This is a genomic window from Actinomycetota bacterium (genome assembly GCA_040905475.1).
Lineage (GTDB): Bacteria > Actinomycetota > AC-67 > AC-67 > AC-67 > DATFGK01.
The window spans coordinates 1-18469 of record JBBDRM010000060.1; the positions used below are offsets into that span (position 1 = coordinate 1).

Consider the following 18469-nt stretch of genomic DNA (forward strand, 5'->3'; position numbering starts at 1 on the left):
CCCCCCCCCCCCCCCCCACGTCGCCACGTGTCAGCGAGAAAGCTGACCGCGGACGGCTCCCGGCGGGAACTCGGCGTTGTGCACGTTGACGTAGTAGCCACCAGGGTTCTTCTTGATCGCGTCGATCAACTCGGGATCGACGTCATGCACGCATCCGCTCGAGCTCCCATCGGTCGGAGCGGTGAGCGGAACGACGACCGGCCCCGCAACTCCGGGCGGGCCGACGTGGATGTGCGCCGCGGCGGCGGGCGCGATGTTAGCGACCTCGAGCTCGAAACAGACCCGGCCGCGACCCGGGTTGAACGTGAACGCTGCGGAGCCGGACCCGTCCGGGTCGCCCGGCGGAACCTCTTCAGGCCCCGTCATGACTGCCGAGAGCGGCCTGCCTCCGGCGCTTCCAGAGGTCGCCATCACCCCAGCGACCAGCACGAGGCTTGTGACCAGCAGGAGCACGATCCAGGTGCGCTTTCCCATGCTTCCTCCCCTCCGATGATCCTGAAAAAGATACGTCGCGGAGGAGCGAGCGGTTCAGCGATCCGAGCGGTTACGGGTTCTCGCCGTCCCAATCGCCGGCGACGGCCCTATCCGCGCTGTGGCCGTACGCGAAGAAGATCACGGTGACCGGTGCGGTCGGAACCCTCAGGAACCACGAGTTCCCTCGACGCACGGCGATGTCGTCGTCCTCGTCGCCGTCCCAGTTCCCAACGATCTGCTGGTCGGTCGTTCTCCCGAACGCCAAGGAGGCATCTCCCGTCGCGTCGAAGCCGTTGTTGAAGTACCAGACGTTCCCACGCACCACCCCGGGCGAATCGACACCATCACCGTCCCAATCACCGACCACGACTCGATCCGTCGACCGCCCGAACGCGAAGGTCGGGACGTTTCCGGTCGCATCGAAATCGTCGTTCAGATACCAAACGTTTCCGCGCACCACCCCGGGCGATTCGACCCCATCACCGTCCCAATCACCGACCACCACCCGATCCGAAGGACTCCCGTACGCGAAGGTCGGGACGTTTCCGGTCGCGTCGAAACCGTTGTTCAGATACCAGACGTTCCCGCGGATGACGCCCGGCGTGGAAGCCTCGATCGGCAGAGTGCAGCCGAGCGCGCAGACCACGGGTTCAGGGTGCAAACCCGACGGGTCGGTGTGGCTCGGAATGGTGCCGGTGCATTTCCCCCCGCTGTTCACCCCCAACAACTCCCCCGACTCCAGCAGTGCCCCCCGAACCTGCGCCGGCGACGCGGTCGGGTTTCCTTCCAGGTAAAGCGCCGCCGCTCCCGCCACGTGCGGACTCGCCATGCTCGTCCCGTCGCTGAATGCGTAACCGTTCACCCAGGTCGAAAGGATGTCGACACCCGGCGCTCCGATGGTGTGGGCCCGATCGCCGGGAGTCGAGGCGTAGCTCGAGAAGGCGGCGAACGTGTCGTCGGGGAAATCTCCGGTCGGATCCGGTCCGTCGCCGCACGGTGCTCCGTCCCAGTCCGAGAGTGCCGTCGCCGTGATCACCTCGTCGTACGCGGCCGGGCTGACATCCTTGATGTCGTCGGCATGGTTTCCGGCCGCGGCGACTATCGTCACGCCGGCTTCTACGACGGCGCAGATGGCCAGATGGAACGCGTCATCGTTATCCAAACCGCAGTTCCCGTCATCGACGTTGGGGATCGGAGCCTCGAGGCTCATGTTGGCCACGTCGATCGACGCTGCGTTGTCGAAGACGAACTCGAGTCCGCACATGATGCTGACGTCGTCACCCACGCCGGCGTTGTTGAGGATCTTCACCGCCCACAGCTTGGCCTCGGGCGCGACGCCGCGGACACCGGTTCCGTTGTCGATCGCGGCGATCGTTCCTGCGACGTGGGTCCCGTGACCCAGACCGTCGTCGAAGTTCCCCGTGTCCGGGCCGATGCAGTCGGCCCCGCCCATCACGTTGGCCGCGAGATCCGGATGATCGAGATCGATGCCTGAGTCCAGCACCGCGACCTGCACGCCGTCGCCGGTCGCCGACGTCGAGTCCGCGGCGATGCGCCTTACCCCGGTCGGCGTGCATTGCGGATCGACATCGGGGCATGCCGCCGCCTGGAAGCGGCGGTTCTTCGAGGCCATGAGCACCGAAGGGTCTTTACGAAGCTCCGAAACCCGGTCTTCGGGTACGTTCGCCGCATAACCCCTAACCACCGAGTGGTAGAAGCGGTCGGCTTTTGCTCCGTACCGATCCTCATGCCGGTGGGCCGTGGACTCGGGATCGGCGTTGTCACGAAGGATCACGATGTAGCGTCCGGTGGCCTGCTGATCCGCGGTTGCAGGCGGGATCAGAACGGCAACGATGAGGGTCAGCGGCAGCGCGATGGCGGGGAGGCGCATACAGCGCAGCAGTCTACCCCGCTGGGTTGCGGCCGGCCGTGCTCTCTAGTCCGGCGTCCGATCCAAGCCCTTTTGTATGGCGTAGCGCATGAGCTCGTAGCGTTTGCGCATCTGGAGCTTGGTAAGGATGTTCTGCACGTGGTTCTGCACGGTCTTCACCGAAACGAACAGCTTCTCGGCGATCTCCCGATAGGTATATCCCTTGGCGACCAGTTTCAGCACCTCGTTCTCTCGGGGGGTGAGCTTGGGTTCCTCGGGATCCTTCGTCGCGACGCGACGAAACTCGTTCAGAACGAGTCCTGCGAGCGACGGCGTGAATGCCGGCTCACCGTCGCGTACCCGGCGAACCGCGGCTGAGACCTCGGCGGCCGGCGTGCTCTTGAGGAGATAGCCGCTCGCCCCTGCCTTCACGGCTTCGAGCACGTCGGCCTCCTCTCCGGAAGCGGAGAGCACCAACACCTTGATGTGAGGTGACTCTTCGACGATCAGGCGCGTGGCCTCGACACCCGACACCGTCGGCATCTGAAGATCCATGAGGACCACTTCGGGCATCGTCTCTCGGGCCTTCTCGACGGCCTCGCCGCCGTCGGACGCTTCGGCGACGACCGTCGCGGTGCCCGACCCCTCGAGATCGGCGCGGACGCCGTCGCGCCACATCGGATGGTCGTCGACGACCATCACGCGGATCGGCTCTTGCTCGGTCACGCGGGCTCCTCGCGCAAGACCTTCGGGGCGCGGAGTTCGATCTCGGTGCCGCCGCCCGGCGCCGCGGTGACGGCCATCGAGCCGCCGAGATCCTCGAGGCGCCCCTTCATGCTCTTCAGCATCCCGGCCTTTCCGTCGGCGCGGAGGAGCGCCTCATCGTAGGTGAAGCCCACACCGTCGTCGCGCACCGTGACGACGATCTCGCCGCCCTCCTCGTCGGCGAAGACGGTTGCGCGCGATGCGTTGGCGTGCTCGGCGACGTTGGCCAGCGCCTCGCGGACGGCGGCCGCGATCTCGTCGGCGTGGCGCCGAGCGATCCAGATCGGACCGACGGCCGAGACGCCGACCGGAACGCCGGTGACGCCGACCGAGGTCGTCTCGAGCGCCTCGCGGAGCGAGCGCTGGCCGGCCGGGCCTTCTTGCGGCTCACGGAGGATCAGGTTGCGGAGCGTCGCCTCCTGTTGGCCCGCGATCTCGGCGAGCTGCGCGGCCTCCCGCGCGCCGGGCGCGCCGGAGGCGGCGAGCTCCTGACCGCGCTTGTGCACGAGCGCGAGGGACTGCAGGACCGAGTCGTGGATCTGCCGCGCGAGCGACTCGCGCTCGGCGAGACGCGCGGCGCGCTCACGCTCACGAACGAGCTCACCGGTCGCTTTCTGCGCCTCGCCGGCGGTTCGCTCGAGCAGTCGCGACACGAAGCCCACCGTGCCTCCCGCAGCGAGGTACTGCACCCACGTTCCGGCCATGCTCTGCCACTGACGGTTCGGGATGTCGCCGAGGTCGAACCCGTTGACCAGACGCGATCCGAGCAACGCCGCCGAGAGCGCGGCGCCGGCGCCGATCCCCGCGATCGGGCCGCGCGCGATCCCCCACATCAGCGCCGCGCTGACCGGATACCCGACGGCGAACAACGGCCGCGTCGCGATCTGGCCGTCGGGTACGACGATCCCCGACACCACGACCAGCCAGCAGCAAAGCGCCAGGTCGGTGAGCAGCTCCGTGCGAAACCAGCGCGTGCCTCCGACCGTGAGCCAAGCCGTCCACGCGCCGGCCGCGCCGATCGACGCCCACGCGAGCGCGTCGTTGGTGTACGAGCCACGCTCGCTGAGCGCGAGGATGGCCATCCATGCGATCGCGACCCAGCGGAACGCGAGCGCGCCGCGCGCGAGGGTGCGGCGCGACCGCTCCGGCGCGGCGAGCATCTAGCTCTTGGCCTCGCTCCAGAGCTTGTCGAGCTCGTCGGCGGGCAGATCATTGAGCGTCGCGCCTCTCTCCCTCGCGCTCGATTCCATGCGCGCGAGCCGGTCGCGGAACTTGCGCGCTGCTTTGCGCAGCGCCGTCTCTGCGTCGACACCGAGATGCCGTCCGAGAGCGACCGCCGCGAAGAGAAGATCGCCAATCTCTTCCTCGAGGTCTTCGGGTTGCGCGCCCTCGACCTCGGCGAGCTCCTCGCGGACCTTTGCCGCGGGACCTCCGGCGGCCTTCCAGTCGAACCCGATCTTGCCGGCGCGCTTCTGGAGCTTGTGCGCCAACGCGAGCGCGGGGAGCGCCTCCGGCACACCCTCGAGGACCGACGTGCGGCCCTTCTCGTGATCCTTGATCGTCTCCCAGTTCGCGACGACCTCGGTCGCGCCTTCGACCTCGACATCGCCGAACACGTGCGGGTGCCGGTTCACGAGCTTGGCGACGAGCCGGCCCGCGACGTCGTCGATGTCGAACGTCGCGGCGTCTGCCGCCATCTGTGCGTGGAACACGACTTGTAAGAGCAAGTCGCCGAGCTCCTCGGCGATGTGATCGGGTGCACCGGCCTCGATCGCCTCGAGCAGCTCGTAGGTCTCGTCGAGCAGGTACTTCACCAGAGTCTGGTGCGTCTGCTCGGCGTCCCACGGGCATCCGTCGGGCCCGCGCAATCGCGCCATCACGCGGACCAGCTCGAGCAGCCGGGCGCCACGTGCGCTGCGACCCATGACGACCTCGACCTCGGGGTGGCCGGTCAGCGCCTTTTCGAGCACGGCGCGCGTGATCTCCTCGCCGTGGAGGGCGGGAAGGACGAACGTGATCTCGCCGTGCTCGGCCGCGAGCTCGGCAAGGCGCTCGGCGACCTTGCGCGCGCCGGGGGACGTCTCGCCGTGCTTGTGGGCCGAGATGAGGAGCTTCAGCTCCGGGCCTTTGCCCTTTTCGACCGGGGGAGCCTCGGGCGCGAGGTTCTCACTTGCAGCCTCATCAAGGACCGTGAAGAGCATCTCCACGTCGGCGAGCCGCATCCCGAGCGGATCGGCGGGCGCCACGTAGACGTGCGGCCGGGCGAGCGCCTGCCAGGCCTCCAGCGGAAGCAGATCCGGTGCGCCCGGGCCGGGCTGAACGAGAAGAAGCTTTCCCACGCGCTACAGCGTAGCGGTGACTCGCCTCGCGGAACGAGGGCCCGGCCGACCGGCTGGTGTCAGCAGGTCGTGCAGGGACAGTCGGTTGCGCCCGCCTCGGCGTGGCCGACGATCACCTCGATGATCCCGGGGATGTTCACATGGAGCGCGTTGACCGTGAGCACGTCGTCCGTGCAGAACTGCTCCCCGACGACGACCAGCCCGGCGACGTCCAGATTGCATACGCCGATCGGGATGATGACGGCGGGAGTTCCGATCAGAAGACCGGCGATCGACGACCCTCCACCGGTGTTGCACCCGTCACAGCTCGCATGCGCTTCGGCTGCGATCTCCGCGGTCTGGATGGGACGGACGGGAAGCGGCAGCGCGGTCCCACTGATCCGAACGAAGTCCAGCGCCGCCACTCCGTGGCAACCGCCCTGCGGTGGAACGCCCTCGTCCGCAGTGACAACCCTCGCTTGTACCCGGATCGTGCCGAGCACTCCGAGGCTGATGGATCCGGTGTCGACGGAGAGGACCGGCGGGTCCGCGGATCCCGTGTCATAGGTCTGATCGAACCCAACCGGCGGGATGATGATTCGCATCCCGAAAGCGCTCGCGTGACACGTGCAGGCGGGAGGGTACGTCTGAGCCCATGCCCGGCCACCGGGCAGCGAGGCGACGGCCGGCATCGACCAGGCCAGCCCCCCCACCACCGCGGACTTCTTCAGGAACTCTCGACGAGAGCCTTCCACCGGCCGGTCGTCTTCGTCGGTCATGGAATCCCCTCCGTCATCGAGATCGAGCCCACGAGGCACCCTGCCGGTCGAGCCGGCATCTCCGTGAGCCTAAACCTGAGCGAGCGGGGGGCGAATCGCGCAGACACCGTAATTCCTCCACCCATCGGCCCTTGAGGCGCCTGCCAAGCCTCCAGCGGAAGCAGGTCCTTGAGCGCCCGGCCCGGGCTGAACGAGAAGGAGCTTTCCCACGAGATGCAGCGTACGGCCTGGAGGTCAGCGTTCGGGAACGTGCTGGCATGCAGCCGTCCTACCTTCGACAATGGGAGCATGGGCGAGATCACTCTTGAGACTACGGCCGGCAAGGTCGAGGTCTGGATCGGCTCCGGTGGCGAACTTCGCGTCTTCCTCCTCGGTGATGACGGGAGCGCTCTCCGGATGATCGAGAAGGTGGTCGCGGATGCTGGGGAGCTCGCCGCCGTTTTCGAAAAGGTCGGCCTCGTCGACCGGGAGGCAGCCTGGTACGCAGACCACATTTGGAAGGCCACGTCGCCACAACCCGAGCCTGGGCTCAAGAAGCGTCGCCGCGACTGGGGCGAGCGAGACCTTCCTGAGCCGATATGGCTCGGGGACCCCGGAATCGTGATTTGGCCAGTCGATGGTGTCTAAAACGCCAAGGTCCGACTCGGTCTTGGTCAGCCAAATTCGTCGGTCATACCTGCTTGTGAGACGCTGCCTCCTCCTCGATAATGGCGCCACGCAAGAGAGGAGGTGATCCAGACTTGTCATCAAGATCAAGCTGGACCTGCGAGGTGCCTGACCGCTAGGGAGCCGCTCGGAAGCCTCGCGTGAGCGGGGCGAGATTCGCCGGTGGTCGAGAGGGGGAACCAACTTCTCGCGCCAGCCAGACGAGCAGCTACCGGCGGAATCCCAACAGCGACACCGCGCCGTGAGATCGGCGTCCGGGATGGTCCACCGGACAGGCGCGTACGCGAGAACTTGGCGCGCCGGCCGTGCGGCGTAACAGGCAAAAAGCATCGGAGGGGAGCCCTGGGCTCCCCTCCGACATTTTCGCGCGACGCTAAACGACCGAGCAGTGTGGCGGTCCGCCGCTCATCTCGCGGATGAGCCAAGCGGGCTGTTCCAGTTCGCCCGAAACGACGGGGGCCCGAGCAGGCTTCTCGGCTCGGTCTACACAGCCGAGCGCATCCCTCAGCTCGATGGAGTCCGGCACGAGGGCCGGGGCCAGGCTCCGGCTTAGCTTGCCCTCGGTGGGAGCAACGAAGCCGACTTCGGTGATCGCTTCGGTCGTGCAGCCGCCTGCGGTGGCCGGTGTCCCTGCCACCGCTGAGCCGGCGGCGAGCAGAAGGACGGCCGCTCCCGCGACCGCCGCGAAAAGCCTGATCCGACCCATAGTCAAAAGCATACGCCCGATGTCCATGCCTACGGCTCGCGGACCTTTCAGGTTCAGATCAGGGACGGTGCGACTCGTGCTCGGCGATCGAGTGGACCACCCCGACCGCGCGGCCGTACTTGCGGTCGCCCCAGACGTCGCCGATCCAGTCGAGCACCTCTCGCCCCAGGATGTACCCGGCGAAATGCCCTCCCCCCGGCACGACCGACAGCTCGGCGCCGGGGACGAGGGGGGTCATGAACTCCCCGTGCGAAAGCGGGACGATCTTGTCCGCGTCCCCGTGCCAGAACTTCACCGGCACGGTGATGTCTCGCAGCGAGAAGCCCCAATGCCGCCCGAACAGCACGATGTCGGAGACCGGCGCGCGAAGTCCGCCCTCCAACGCCGTCGTGAGGTCGTACAGGAAAACCGCCTTCATCGCCGGATCCTCGAGCACGGCCCGGTCCGAGGGCGGCGCGATGAACTTGCGGTAGAGATCGTAGCCCGGCGACGCGACGTCGCGGACGGCCTTCACGGCGTTGCTGAACAGCGCGCTGAGCGGCCCGCGTGCGGCAGCGAGGAGCGGATACATCAGCGGCAGGATCCTCGTGTAGCCCGGCGCGGTCTCGCGTCCGCGTGTCGGTCCGATCCCGCCGAGCACCGCGCCGGCGCTCACGCGATCGGGCATCGCCTGACACGCGGCGAGTACGTACGGCCCGCCGCCCGACAGGCCCACGGTAGCGAAGCGATCGATCCCGAGACCGTCGGCGAACGCCTTCAGGTCATCGGCCCAGTCGATGATCCGCTCGTAGGTATACGCCGTCGAGAAGCCGGTGCCCGGCCGCTCCACCCCGATCATCCGGATCCGGCGTTCGGCCGAAAGGCCCGGCACGTCCGGCGGGATCTGCTTGCGGGCACCCGGCGTCCCGTGGAACCAGAGAACCGGGTCCCCCTCGGGGTCGCCGTACTCCGCGTACCCGAGGCTCCGTCCGCCTTCGAGCGCGACGAGCGACTCGTGATGCGGCCGAAGAGCGCCGAACAGATCGATCTCGTCGGCCACGATCGCCTCCTACTGGAACGGGATCGGTTGCGTCTCCGGTTCGGGGGACGGCGGTACGAAGAACTCGTGGTTCTGGATCTCGAAGGTCTCCGGATCGAAGTCACCCCAGCGCGGGTTCACCACGATGTCGGCCGCACGCAGCCGCTCGACGATGTAGCCCTGGAACGACTCGCTACGCTTCGCCGTCGCGATCTCTTCCGATAGCTCGGCGCGCGCCTGCTCCAACGTCTTGATCCGGCGTTCGTCCACCTTGATGATGTGGAAGCCGAACTGCGTGCGCACCAAGCCCGAGATCTTTCCTTCCTTCACCGCGAAAGCAGCGTTCAGGAACGTCTCGTCGAAGTTCACCTCGCGCGTGATGAAGCCCAGGTCGCCGCCGGCGTCCTTCGAGCCTGGGTCTTCAGAGACCTGTTGGGCCAGCGTCGCGAAGTCGCTGCCGTCTTGGAGCTTCTTGAGCGCGACCTGCGCCTTCTTCTGCGCGGCGGCTTCGTCTGCGCCGGCCTGAACGAGGAAGAGGATGTGGCGGACATGGATCTCCTCGAAACGCCGGCCGTTGCCGTACGCGGCGCGGATCTCCGCCTCGGTGGGCGGCGCGCTCCCGCCGGCTACCTCCGCGAGCTTCTCCGCGATGATCTGCCCTCTGATCAGCTCGCGCACCGCCGCCTCCCCGCGCGCCTGGATCTCGCGCTGGATCTCTTCGGGCTGCGCGGCAGCGATCGCCTGGAGGCGCTCGTTCACCTGAGCGGAGGTCACGTTGACCTTGAGGCGCTTCCCTTCCTGGCGGATGAGCTCGTCCTGGATCAGTTGGACGATCACCTGGCGCTCGATCTGCAGTCGCTGCTCGGCGTCGTCGGGATTGATCGCGCCCTGGAACTGCGGGTTGCCGTACACGCTCGCGACCTGCCGGTCGAGCGCCTCGCGCGTGATCATCTCGCCGTTCACCACCGCGACGCCCGTGGTCAGGTACCGGCCGCACGCGCTCGCCGCCACGGCGAGCAGCGCGAACGAAAGCAGCCGGAGGCGTCGGGTCATGGGCTGAGGATATCGCGGCATGCATCGAGCAGCCATGCGGCCGCGTTTTCCTCGTTGCGCGGCACCGGAAGGACCAGCGTGTAGGTCTGCGGCTTGAAGATCGAGCCTGGGAACCGGTAACGGACGCGTACCTGCTCGGACTCCGCGAGCACGAACGGCTCCAGGCGCACGCGGCCGCCCTGGAACGAGACCGTGCGAACCCCGCGGGGTGCGATCTCGATCCGAAGCGCGGCGACGGTGAGCAAGGTCTCGGCCTGCGGGGGCAGCGGACCGAACCGGTCGGTGAGCTCGGTGCGGGCGTCGGCCAGCGCCTCGAGCGAGGGCGCCTCGGCGATCCGCCGATACGCCTCGAGACGCATCGGCTCCTTCGCGATCCACAACTCGGGGAGGTGCGCGTCGACGGGGAGATCGATCTTCACCTCGCGGCGCGGCTCGGTCTTCTGGCCTTTCGCCTCGTCGACCGCTTCGGCGAGCAGCCGCACGTACAGGTCGAAGCCGACGGTCGCGATGTGGCCGTGCTGCTCGCCGCCGAGCAGGTTGCCGGCGCCCCGGATCTCGAGGTCGCGAAGCGCGATCTGCATCCCCGACCCGAGGTCGGTGAACTGGCTGATCGCGGCGAGTCGCGCGTGCGACTGCTCGGTGAGCTCGCGCTCGAGCGGGAAGAAGAAGTACGCGTACGCCCGCTCGCGCGAGCGGCCGACGCGCCCGCGGAGTTGGTAGAGCTGCGCCAGCCCCAAGCGGTCGGCGCGATCGACGATCAGCGTGTTCGCCGTCGGGATGTCGAGCCCCGACTCGATGATCGTCGTCGTGACGAGCACGTCGTAGTTCTTGTCCCAGAACTCGAGCATGACCTTCTCGAGCTGCTTCTCGTTCATCTGGCCGTGCGCGATCCCGACACGAGCTTCGGGGACGAGCTTCTGGAGACGCAACGCGACGCCCTCGATCCCCTGCACACGATCGTGGACGTAGAAGACCTGTCCCTCTCGGAGCATCTCACGCCGCACCGCCGATGCCATCGTCTGCTCGTCGAACGGGCCGACGAACGTCAGGACCGGGTGGCGGTCTTCGGGCGGCGTGTCGACGACCGAAAGATCGCGGATCCCCGACAGCGACATCTCCAGCGTCCGCGGGATCGGCGTCGCCGTGAGAGTGAGCACGTCGACGTTCGTCTTGAGCTTCTTCAGCGATTCCTTGTGCGTCACCCCGAACCGCTGCTCTTCGTCGACGACGAGCAGGCCGAGGTCGGCGAAGACCACGTCCTTCTGCAGCAGTCGGTGCGTGCCGATCACGATGTCGACCTTCCCGGCCGCGATGTCGGAGAGGATCTTGCGCTGCTCCTTCGCGGAAACCCAGCGCGAGAGCGACGCGACGCGCACCGGGAAGGGCGCGAACCGTTCCGTGAACGTCGCGTAGTGCTGCTGCGCAAGCAGCGTGGTCGGCACGAGCACCGCCACCTGCTTCGCGTCGAGCACGGCCTTGAACGCCGCGCGCAGCGCGATCTCGGTCTTGCCGTAACCGACGTCGCCGCAGATCAACCGGTCCATCGGCGACGCGCGCTCCATGTCGGCCTTGACGTCGTCGATCGCGGCGAGCTGGTCGCGCGTTTCCATGTATGGGAACGCGTCCTCGAGCTCCCGCTGCCACGGCTGGTCCTGGGAGAACGCGAACCCCGGCTGCTGCGCGCGCGCCGCGTAGAGCTTCACCAGCTCTCCGGCGATGTCCTTGACGGCCCTGCGGACCTTGGATTTCTGGCGGTTCCACTCCGACCCGCCCAGTCGGTGGAGCTTGGGGATCTCGCCGCCGATGTAACGCGAAACCAGGTCGAGCTGGTCGGCCGGCACGTACAGCCGGTCGCCTTCCGCGTACTCGAGGACGAGGTAGTCGGCGCGCGAGTCGCCGATCTCGCGGGTCTCCATGCCGAGGTAGCGTCCGACGCCGTGCACGACGTGGACGGCCATGTCGCCGGGCTCGACCTCGATCTGGGTGACCCGGCGCCGCTGCGCGCGGGGCTCGCGGTGCGGCCGGCGTTTCCCGAACAGGTCGCTCTCGCCGACCACGGAGAGTCCGAGCGTCTCGGACGAGAAGCCTTCCTCGATCGGCGCGACGGCCACGGCGCCGCGGGATGGCGCCAGCGCGCGGCCGTCGTGCTGCGGCAGGAAGACCTCGTGCCCGGCGAGGATCTCGCGGATCCGGTCGGCGGAACCTTGCGTCTCGGCGCCGACGAGGACGCGGTACCCGGCGGCGAGCTGCCGCTTCAGCTCGGCGGCGATCGCCGGTACATCGGCGCGACCGCGTTCCCACATGCGCGCCTCGAGCTCGAGGCTTTGGCCGCGGAACGGCGTGAGCGCGGCATGCCGCCCGCCGAGCGCGCGCTCGAGCGATGCGTAGGTGCCTTCCGCCGGCGCGACGGCTCCTTCGGCCGCGGCGGTCCAGCCGGCCTCACGGAGCTCTTCGACCTCGCGCTCCATCTCCGCGGCGCGGTCGGCGGTCCGCTTCGGCTCCACCACGAGCACGTGCGTCTCAGGAGGGAGCAGCTCGCGCAGCACCGGCGGACGTTCGAACAGCACTTCGAGGTGGGACTCCATCCCCTCGAACGCGATCCCGTCGGCGAGGCGGTGCAGCTCGCTCGCGAAGTGCGGGTAGCGGTCGAGCGCGGCGATGGCGCGGCCGCGCACGTCGTCGGTCAGGAGCAGCTCACGGCACGGGAACGCGGCCAGGGCCTCGACCGGGCTCAGCGAGCGCTGGCTCGCGACGGCGAAGGTCCGCAGCGAATCGACCTCGTCCCCGAATAGCTCGACCCGCACGGGGTGGTCGTCCGTCGGCGGGAACACGTCGAGCAGGAAGCCGCGCACGGCGAACTCGCCCCGCGAGGTGACCATGTCGGTCCGGCGGTACCCGGTGATCGCAAGCCGCTCGGCGAGCTCGTCCAGCGACACCTGGTCGCCGTTGCGCACGACGATCGGGTCGAGCCGGTCCGAGCCGGGGACCATGTGCTGGATGACCGCCCGCACCGGCGCGACGATGATCCGGGGCGGATCCTCCGAGCGGAGCCGGTGCAGCGTCTCGAGCCGCCGGGCGACCGTCTCGGCGCGCGGCGACAGCTTCTCGTGCGGGAGCGTCTCCCAGGCAGGGAAGAGCACGGCGTCGGGCGCCCACGCCTGGACCTGCGCCGCGAACCGTTCCGCATCGCGAGAGCCGGGAAGTACGACCAGCCACGGTCCGGGTTCACGATCGGCCAGCGCCGCCACCAGGGGCGGGCGGACCGGCTCGACCGCGGTGACGTCCTCGCCCGCGGCGAGAGCATCGGCGGCCTTCGCGAAGACGGGCGATCCGCGGAACGATTCGAGCAGCGCTGCTAGAGACATCTCACCTCACGCGCTAACGGCCCGGGCGCGGGGCACCCGGGCGTCCAACCGTCCTATGTGCCGGCCGAAGCGGCCGGTTTCGCACAGTTTACCGGCTCTTCGACGCGTCGACTTCCCGCTTTCCGTCGCTATCCTTGAACGCGATGGCCAGCTACTCCCCGACCGGCATCCGAGGGCTCCTCACGAGCCCGCTGCGGTCCGCGCTCGACTCGAGCCGGTTCCCGCAGGAGCAGTACACCGACCCGCCGGGCGACCCCGGTCTGTTCGGGCCGAACAGCGCCGCGTGGTACGTGCACGCCGACCCGTTGATGATCGTCGGCGGTATCAGCGCGCTGATGCTCCAGACGCTTCACCCGCTCGCGATGGCCGGTGTCGCCGACCACTCGGACTACAAGGAGCGCCCGTACGGCAGGCTTTCACGCGTGGCATCGTTCGTCGCCGCGACCACGTACGGCTCGACCGAGGTCGCGACGAGCGTCATCGAGACGGTCAAGGTCGTCCACGAGCGCGTCGTCGGAACCGCCCCGGACGGGCGTCCGTACCGCGCCGGCGACCCCGACCTGCTTCGCTGGATCCACGTCGCAGAGGTCGCCATGTTCCTCGAAGCGCATCTCCGCTATTCGCTCCGGCCGCTGCGCGGTCGCGACCTCGACCGCTACTACGACGAGGTCGCGGTGGTCGCGGAGATGCTCGGCGCGACGGAGGTTCCCCGCAGCCGCGCGGAGGTGGCCGACTACTTCGAGCGGATAGGCCCCGAGCTGTTCGCAGGCGGTCAGGCGCTGGAGACCATCCGCTGGATCCAGAGCTCCAAGGGCGGGAGTCCGCCGGAGCGCGCGGCGTATCAGGTGATGCTGAGCGCCGCGATCGACCTGCTGCCCACCTGGGCGCGCGGGATGCTCGGGCTGCGTCGGATCATGCCGGTCGCGCTCGGCGTCGTGCGTCCGGCGACGTTCGTGGGGCTGCGGACGCTCAAGTTAGTCGGGGGGAGGCCCGTGCCGATCCGTCAGGCGATGGCGCGCTGCGAAGCGGTCATGCCTGCGAACGGCTCATCCCGCTGAGGCCTTCGCGGATGCTTGGGTAGCCCATCGTCGTCGAAGCAGATGCGATTCAGCTCGCGCGACGGCGGAGCGTACGGCTAAGTGATGCCTAGGATTGTGTCCAGCTCTGAAGCTCGTTTCGGATGATGGATGCGCCAGCCTGTACGGTTACCTTCGGACCGGCAAGCCCAGGCGAATTGGACTCTAATCCGACGTAGTGCATGATCCGAAGTTGCGTTGAAATCGGTAATCGCCTGTAGGACTTCATGGAAATTTAGTCGGAGCTGTTCGTGCGGGTCCTTGGGTCCGCGCCCTGCCAAGCCACTCCCACCACAAGGTTTGGCCGTCGTAGCTGTAGAAGACCGTCGCGGCGCCGAACGCTGTGAGCGCAAGAGCGAAGAGCACGCCGAGCAGCACCACCACGGCGTAGCTATCCGGGGCAGGGCCGCGGCCGCCTTTGAGCTTGCTGCTGCGCCAGATGGCCAGCGGTGCCCGACTACTCGACGTACGAGAACGCATTGATCGCAGCCCAGTCGTCCTGGTCGAGGGGCCCCAACCGGATCTCCGCCAGTGTGCTGGCGTCTGTGAAGCCCATGACGAGGGCTGAGCCGACACCACACGCACGACCGAGTGGCTGAGGGTCACCGAGTCGCAGCGCAAGCTCGCCGCCTGAGAGGCGGCTCGCTTCGACAGGCACCGTCTCGTCGCGGTACCGCTCCGAAGGCCAGCCTGCGATGTCGAAGACCGGGAGACCCTCGTCGAAATCGGGGAACACCGTCCATTGCCCGGCCGCCACCCGCTCATCCTGCAGCACGAACTGCAACGCGACGAGCCGGCCTTGGTCGTCGAGCGTGAGGTCAAGCGGCGGCTTCGACCAGGTCCCAGCGCGCCAGTGCAGCGGCGCCGACGCTGTCTGGCCTTCGATCGTGACATCGATGAGCACGACGCCAGGCGTTGGCGTCTCGATGCTCCACGTGGCGGCACGCGGGCCCAGTTCCGTACGAAGCAGGCGAAGACTCACGGCATGTACACCGCGTGGTAGATGACGTTCGCCCGCGTGTCGATGCCGACCTCCCACGGGCCGACACGGATGAAGTTTCGCCCGGACTGCAGTCCTCCGCGCACGGCGCTCTCGACTGATCCAGCCAGTGAGCTGATCGGGACCGAGCCGCCGCCTCCGTGACTGGTCGCGTACTCGGCCATGTGCTTGGTGGCGTTGGGATGGACCGTGAATTTCTGACCGGCGACGGACAGGTCGAAGCTCTCGGGAACCAGCGTTCCAGCCCGGTTCCTGCCCACGTTCGACACACCCCACCAGTCGTCGGCGGTGTTTCCTATCGCTCGTGGGGCAGCGCTTTGCAACGCCTCGTCTCCGAATCGGGCGAGGCCGCCGAGTTTGCTCAGGCTGACGGGCAGCAGGACCCCTCCGAGGGCGAGGACGGCGTCGCCCCATTTGCCTCGAGCGGCGTAGATGAAGGTGTTGGCGACGTCGAAGGCTCCTCCGATGACGGGGATCATCCCGGCGATGCCGAGGATGTCTTGGAAGCAGCCGATGAATGATCGGCCTGAGGGGTCGATCCGGTTGATCGGATCGCCATCTACATAGGCGTAGTGGTTGAGGCCGCCTGCGAAGCCGACGCCGTCGCGGGACAGCCAGCGGCCGGTCTCGGGATCGTAGGAGCGCGCGCCGAACAGGATGAGGCCCGTGTCGGGGTCGGTGAGGCCGCCGGCATATGCGAAGGGCTGGAAGCCGGGATTCGTATCCTCCGTGGTGCGGCCGTACGCGTCGTAGGCGAGTTTCTGGGCGACGACGCCGGTGGATGTGTTGACGATCAGGCGCGGTGAGCCGCGTTCGTCGGTGACAACACGATAGGTCACGCCACTCTTGATGATCAGGTCGGGAACATGCGCCCGCGATCCGTAGATGAAGCGGGCGAGCACGCTGCCGGAGCCGTCGAGTTCGGCGACGATCCGCCCGCCCGACCAGAGATAGCCGCGGGTAAGGGTGCCGTCGATCTTTTTGCCGACACGTCGTCCAGCACCGTCTGTGAGGTAGTCGATCTGGCGGCCGTCGGGGAGGTCGACGCCCTCGAGGCGGCCCTGCTCCCAGCTGTAGCTGGTGGTCTGGGCGGACTCGGTCTTTGAGGCACGCTCGCCCAACGGTGTGTGCGTGTAGAGGGCTGAGCCCCAGGCGCCGATCCGGTCTTGATCGTCGGCCGCGCCTGCCGTCGTGGTCGTACCGTCGCGGGTCGCTGAGGTGATGTTGCCGGACGCGTCATAGGCGTAAACGGCGATCTCAGTGCCGTCTCGCGTCACTCGCGTGAGGCGTCCGGCGGTGTTGTAGGTGTAGCGGTAGGTGTGGGAGGTGCCTTGGACGGTCTCGACCCGTTCGACGATCCGCCCGAGCTGGTCGCGTTCGGTGAACTCGACGTCGTAGAGGGTCGTGGCACCGTGTTTGCCGGTCAGACGCGAAACTTCGCCGCGAGCGTCGAGTTCGACCGCGGTTGTCACGCTGCCCACGCTGGTGCCGGACAGCAGTCCCGTCTCGTCGTCGCGGGTTAGCGTCTGGGCGCCGGCGGAGGTGAGTAGCCCATCGTCGTCGAACCCGAACGCCACCGCTGCGGTGCCGCCGACCGTCTCGTAGGCGACGCGCAACTCGTCGTCGAAGCCTACCGACACCGACCCCGCGACGGGCCCAGACCAGGTGGTGCTGGTCGGCAGGCCACTCGTATAGCCGACGGCGAGATCGACGCCGCTGGGTGCCTCGACCGAGGCGAGCCGCCCAGACGCGTAGTTGAAGGACGTGGTCGTGGAGCCGTGCGTGATCGTGTTCAGTCGGCCTTGCGCGTCGTAGTCAAAGTCGATCTGCGACCCGTCGGCGAGCGTCGCCCCAGAGTACTGGCGGTCGTCGTTGAGCTGGTAGCCGAAGCTTGGTGTCGTGCCGCCGACGGTGGGGAGCGTGTAGGCATCGAGACGATCGTCCGCCGCCGGTGAGAGCGAGTATGCGGGTCGACCCGGCGGCGTGACGGTCGCCAGGTTCCCGTTGTCGTCGTAGCTCGCACCGACCACGCCCCGCGGGCCGGTAGTCGACGTGATGCGACCGGCGAGATCGTAGGTGTCATGCATGCGAACGGCTCATCCCGCTGAGGCCTTCGCGGATGCTCGGGTAGCGGGGCATCCAACCGAGCTCGCGCTTCGCTTTCGCGTTGGACATCGTGACCCGTCCGGTCATCGCCATGACGCCGTACGGCATCACCAGCCTGGCCAGAGCGAGCGGGACCGGCTTCGGCGGCTTCGCGCCGATGACCCGCGCCACCTCCCGGATGAACGCCGCGAACGAAACGGGCTCGTCGTCGCACACGTTGTAGATCCCGGGACCTCCACGCTCGAGTGCCGCGACCGTCCCCGTAGCGCCGTCTTCCATGTGGATGAAGGAGAGCGCGCCGAGGTCGCCGCCGGGGAGGCGCATCATCCTCCGGCGGAGCATCTTCGCGAGGAAGTCCATGTGCCCGGCGCCGGGCCCGTAGAAGAGCCCGTACCGAAGAACGATCCCACCCGCGCCGAGCACCGCGTCTTCGAGCGCGATGACGCCGCTGAGCGCCTCGTTCGCCGGGCCCGGCAGCGCCTCCGGAGCCGGGTCCTCCTCGGTCAGCATCGGCTTGAGCTCACCGTAGCCGTACCGGAAGACGACCGACTCGGCGACGATCCGCTCGACGCCCGATGCTTGCGCGGCACGAACGATGTTGCGCGTGCCTTCCCGGTGTACACGCGCGTTCGGACGCATGTGCCGCAGGCGTGTCGGGCCGTTCTTCGGCAAACGTGTGAGAAGAGAGACGATCGCGTCCGGCTTCGCCTCGCTCACCGCTCGATCGACTGCCCCAGCGTCGAGGGCGTCTCCGACGACGGCTTTCGCGCCGAGCCGTTCCAACATCGGCCTCTTCGCTTCCGAACGCGTGAGTCCGGTCACGTCGTGCCCGGCGTCGACGAGCAGCTTCACGACCGGGACGCCGAGCGCACCGGTGGCGCCGGCGACGAAGACCCTCACGCTCCGCCGGTTCTCCGTCGCGCGATGAACCCGATCACGATCACGGCGGCGACGAAGCTCAGGAACCATGGGTCCGTATCCTTCCCGCCGAGATCCTTGTCGATGAAGTGCGAGATCGCGTGCATCACGGCGAGGACGGCTCCGCCGCCGAGCGCCACGGAGAGACCATCCTTCCACGTCAGCGCGAGCAACAGCGTGGCTCCGATGCCGATCTGGAAGGCACCCGCGTCGTGGAAGAGATGACGGTTGTACGGAGGATAGGTGGCGATCTGCTCGTAGAAGCTTCTGGGATCGAGGAAGGCCCAAACGCCGAGTCCGAGGAAGAACAATCCGGCAAGGAGCGCGATGACGCGAGAAAGACGGCGCATCGAAC

Annotated in this window: 16 protein-coding genes; 2 read left to right on the forward strand and 14 right to left on the reverse strand. The window is 68.0% G+C overall.

The features are described 5' to 3' along the window. Positions 1 to 30: 30 nt before the first annotated feature. The 6 genes from WEB06_05330 to WEB06_05355 all read right to left on the reverse strand — a co-directional run bounded on the left by WEB06_05330 (position 31) and on the right by WEB06_05355 (position 6206). Complete coding sequence (locus WEB06_05330; GenBank protein ID MEX2555035.1) at positions 31 to 474, reverse strand: CHRD domain-containing protein; 444 nt, start codon at positions 472 to 474, stop codon at positions 31 to 33. 70 nt (positions 475 to 544) lie between these two features. Next, on the reverse strand, positions 545 to 2365 hold the full coding sequence (locus WEB06_05335) for a S8 family serine peptidase (GenBank protein ID MEX2555036.1): 1821 nt from the start codon (positions 2363 to 2365) through the stop codon (positions 545 to 547). Between the two features lie 45 nt (positions 2366 to 2410). Next, positions 2411 to 3070 carry a response regulator transcription factor gene (locus WEB06_05340; GenBank protein ID MEX2555037.1) on the reverse strand — a complete coding sequence of 220 codons (660 nt, stop codon included), beginning with the start codon at positions 3068 to 3070 and terminating at the stop codon, positions 2411 to 2413. Next, positions 3067 to 4269: an ATP-binding protein gene (locus WEB06_05345; protein ID MEX2555038.1), complete on the reverse strand. Its 1203-nt coding sequence runs from the start codon at positions 4267 to 4269 to the stop codon at positions 3067 to 3069. Before WEB06_05345 ends, WEB06_05340 begins: the two co-directional genes overlap by 4 nt. Further along, a complete protein-coding gene (mazG, locus tag WEB06_05350) occupies positions 4270 to 5448 on the reverse strand; it encodes a nucleoside triphosphate pyrophosphohydrolase (GenBank protein MEX2555039.1) in 1179 nt (392 codons plus the stop codon). It abuts the gene before it with no gap. A 59-nt stretch (positions 5449 to 5507) separates the two neighbouring features. Then, entirely contained in the window at positions 5508 to 6206 is a 699-nt protein-coding gene (locus WEB06_05355) for a choice-of-anchor P family protein (GenBank protein ID MEX2555040.1), read from the reverse strand. 288 nt (positions 6207 to 6494) lie between these two features. Here WEB06_05355 and WEB06_05360 point away from each other — a divergent pair, with 288 nt between their 5' ends. After that, a complete protein-coding gene (locus WEB06_05360) occupies positions 6495 to 6833 on the forward strand; it encodes a hypothetical protein (protein MEX2555041.1) in 339 nt (112 codons plus the stop codon). Between the two features lie 412 nt (positions 6834 to 7245). Here WEB06_05360 and WEB06_05365 read toward each other — a convergent pair whose 3' ends face one another. From WEB06_05365 to mfd, 4 genes are read right to left on the reverse strand one after another with little or no spacing between them, the layout of a single operon-like run. Beyond that, positions 7246 to 7578 carry a hypothetical protein gene (locus tag WEB06_05365; GenBank protein MEX2555042.1) on the reverse strand — a complete coding sequence of 111 codons (333 nt, stop codon included), beginning with the start codon at positions 7576 to 7578 and terminating at the stop codon, positions 7246 to 7248. A gap of 58 nt (positions 7579 to 7636) precedes the next feature. Further along, positions 7637 to 8617: an alpha/beta hydrolase gene (locus WEB06_05370; protein ID MEX2555043.1), complete on the reverse strand. Its 981-nt coding sequence runs from the start codon at positions 8615 to 8617 to the stop codon at positions 7637 to 7639. Positions 8618 to 8626: 9 nt separating this feature from the next. Then, positions 8627 to 9649 (reverse strand): peptidylprolyl isomerase, encoded by a 1023-nt coding sequence (locus tag WEB06_05375; protein ID MEX2555044.1) that lies wholly within the window; start codon positions 9647 to 9649, stop codon positions 8627 to 8629. Beyond that, positions 9646 to 13014 carry a transcription-repair coupling factor gene (gene mfd / locus WEB06_05380; protein ID MEX2555045.1) on the reverse strand — a complete coding sequence of 1123 codons (3369 nt, stop codon included), beginning with the start codon at positions 13012 to 13014 and terminating at the stop codon, positions 9646 to 9648. Before mfd ends, WEB06_05375 begins: the two co-directional genes overlap by 4 nt. 143 nt (positions 13015 to 13157) lie before the next feature. Between mfd and WEB06_05385 the strand changes: the two genes are divergently transcribed. Continuing rightward, positions 13158 to 14072: an oxygenase MpaB family protein gene (locus WEB06_05385; GenBank protein MEX2555046.1), complete on the forward strand. Its 915-nt coding sequence runs from the start codon at positions 13158 to 13160 to the stop codon at positions 14070 to 14072. A 475-nt stretch (positions 14073 to 14547) separates the two neighbouring features. Here WEB06_05385 and WEB06_05390 read toward each other — a convergent pair whose 3' ends face one another. From WEB06_05390 to WEB06_05405, 4 genes are read right to left on the reverse strand one after another with little or no spacing between them, the layout of a single operon-like run. Then, on the reverse strand, positions 14548 to 15072 hold the full coding sequence (locus tag WEB06_05390; GenBank protein ID MEX2555047.1) for a hypothetical protein: 525 nt from the start codon (positions 15070 to 15072) through the stop codon (positions 14548 to 14550). Continuing rightward, positions 15069 to 17177 carry an RHS repeat-associated core domain-containing protein gene (locus WEB06_05395; GenBank protein ID MEX2555048.1) on the reverse strand — a complete coding sequence of 703 codons (2109 nt, stop codon included), beginning with the start codon at positions 17175 to 17177 and terminating at the stop codon, positions 15069 to 15071. Before WEB06_05395 ends, WEB06_05390 begins: the two co-directional genes overlap by 4 nt. Further along, positions 17170 to 18096: an NAD(P)-dependent oxidoreductase gene (locus tag WEB06_05400; GenBank protein ID MEX2555049.1), complete on the reverse strand. Its 927-nt coding sequence runs from the start codon at positions 18094 to 18096 to the stop codon at positions 17170 to 17172. Before WEB06_05400 ends, WEB06_05395 begins: the two co-directional genes overlap by 8 nt. After that, on the reverse strand, positions 18093 to 18464 hold the full coding sequence (locus WEB06_05405; GenBank protein ID MEX2555050.1) for a hypothetical protein: 372 nt from the start codon (positions 18462 to 18464) through the stop codon (positions 18093 to 18095). Before WEB06_05405 ends, WEB06_05400 begins: the two co-directional genes overlap by 4 nt. Between the last annotated feature and the right edge of the window lie 5 nt (positions 18465 to 18469).

Excerpts from the sequence above, each read along its gene's own strand:
- WEB06_05330 (MEX2555035.1), bottom strand. The coding sequence starts at position 474 with ATGGGAAAGCGCACCTGGATCGTGCTCCTGCTGGTCACAAGCCTCGTG.
- WEB06_05335 (MEX2555036.1), bottom strand. The coding sequence starts at position 2,365 with ATGCGCCTCCCCGCCATCGCGCTGCCGCTGACCCTCATCGTTGCCGTT.
- WEB06_05345 (MEX2555038.1), bottom strand. The coding sequence starts at position 4,269 with ATGCTCGCCGCGCCGGAGCGGTCGCGCCGCACCCTCGCGCGCGGCGCG.
- WEB06_05355 (MEX2555040.1), bottom strand. The coding sequence starts at position 6,206 with ATGACCGACGAAGACGACCGGCCGGTGGAAGGCTCTCGTCGAGAGTTC.
- WEB06_05360 (MEX2555041.1), top strand. The coding sequence starts at position 6,495 with ATGGGCGAGATCACTCTTGAGACTACGGCCGGCAAGGTCGAGGTCTGG.
- WEB06_05365 (MEX2555042.1), bottom strand. The coding sequence starts at position 7,578 with ATGGGTCGGATCAGGCTTTTCGCGGCGGTCGCGGGAGCGGCCGTCCTT.
- WEB06_05375 (MEX2555044.1), bottom strand. The coding sequence starts at position 9,649 with ATGACCCGACGCCTCCGGCTGCTTTCGTTCGCGCTGCTCGCCGTGGCG.
- mfd (MEX2555045.1), bottom strand. The coding sequence starts at position 13,014 with ATGTCTCTAGCAGCGCTGCTCGAATCGTTCCGCGGATCGCCCGTCTTC.
- WEB06_05385 (MEX2555046.1), top strand. The coding sequence starts at position 13,158 with ATGGCCAGCTACTCCCCGACCGGCATCCGAGGGCTCCTCACGAGCCCG.
- WEB06_05395 (MEX2555048.1), bottom strand. The coding sequence starts at position 17,177 with ATGCATGACACCTACGATCTCGCCGGTCGCATCACGTCGACTACCGGC.
- WEB06_05405 (MEX2555050.1), bottom strand. The coding sequence starts at position 18,464 with ATGCGCCGTCTTTCTCGCGTCATCGCGCTCCTTGCCGGATTGTTCTTC.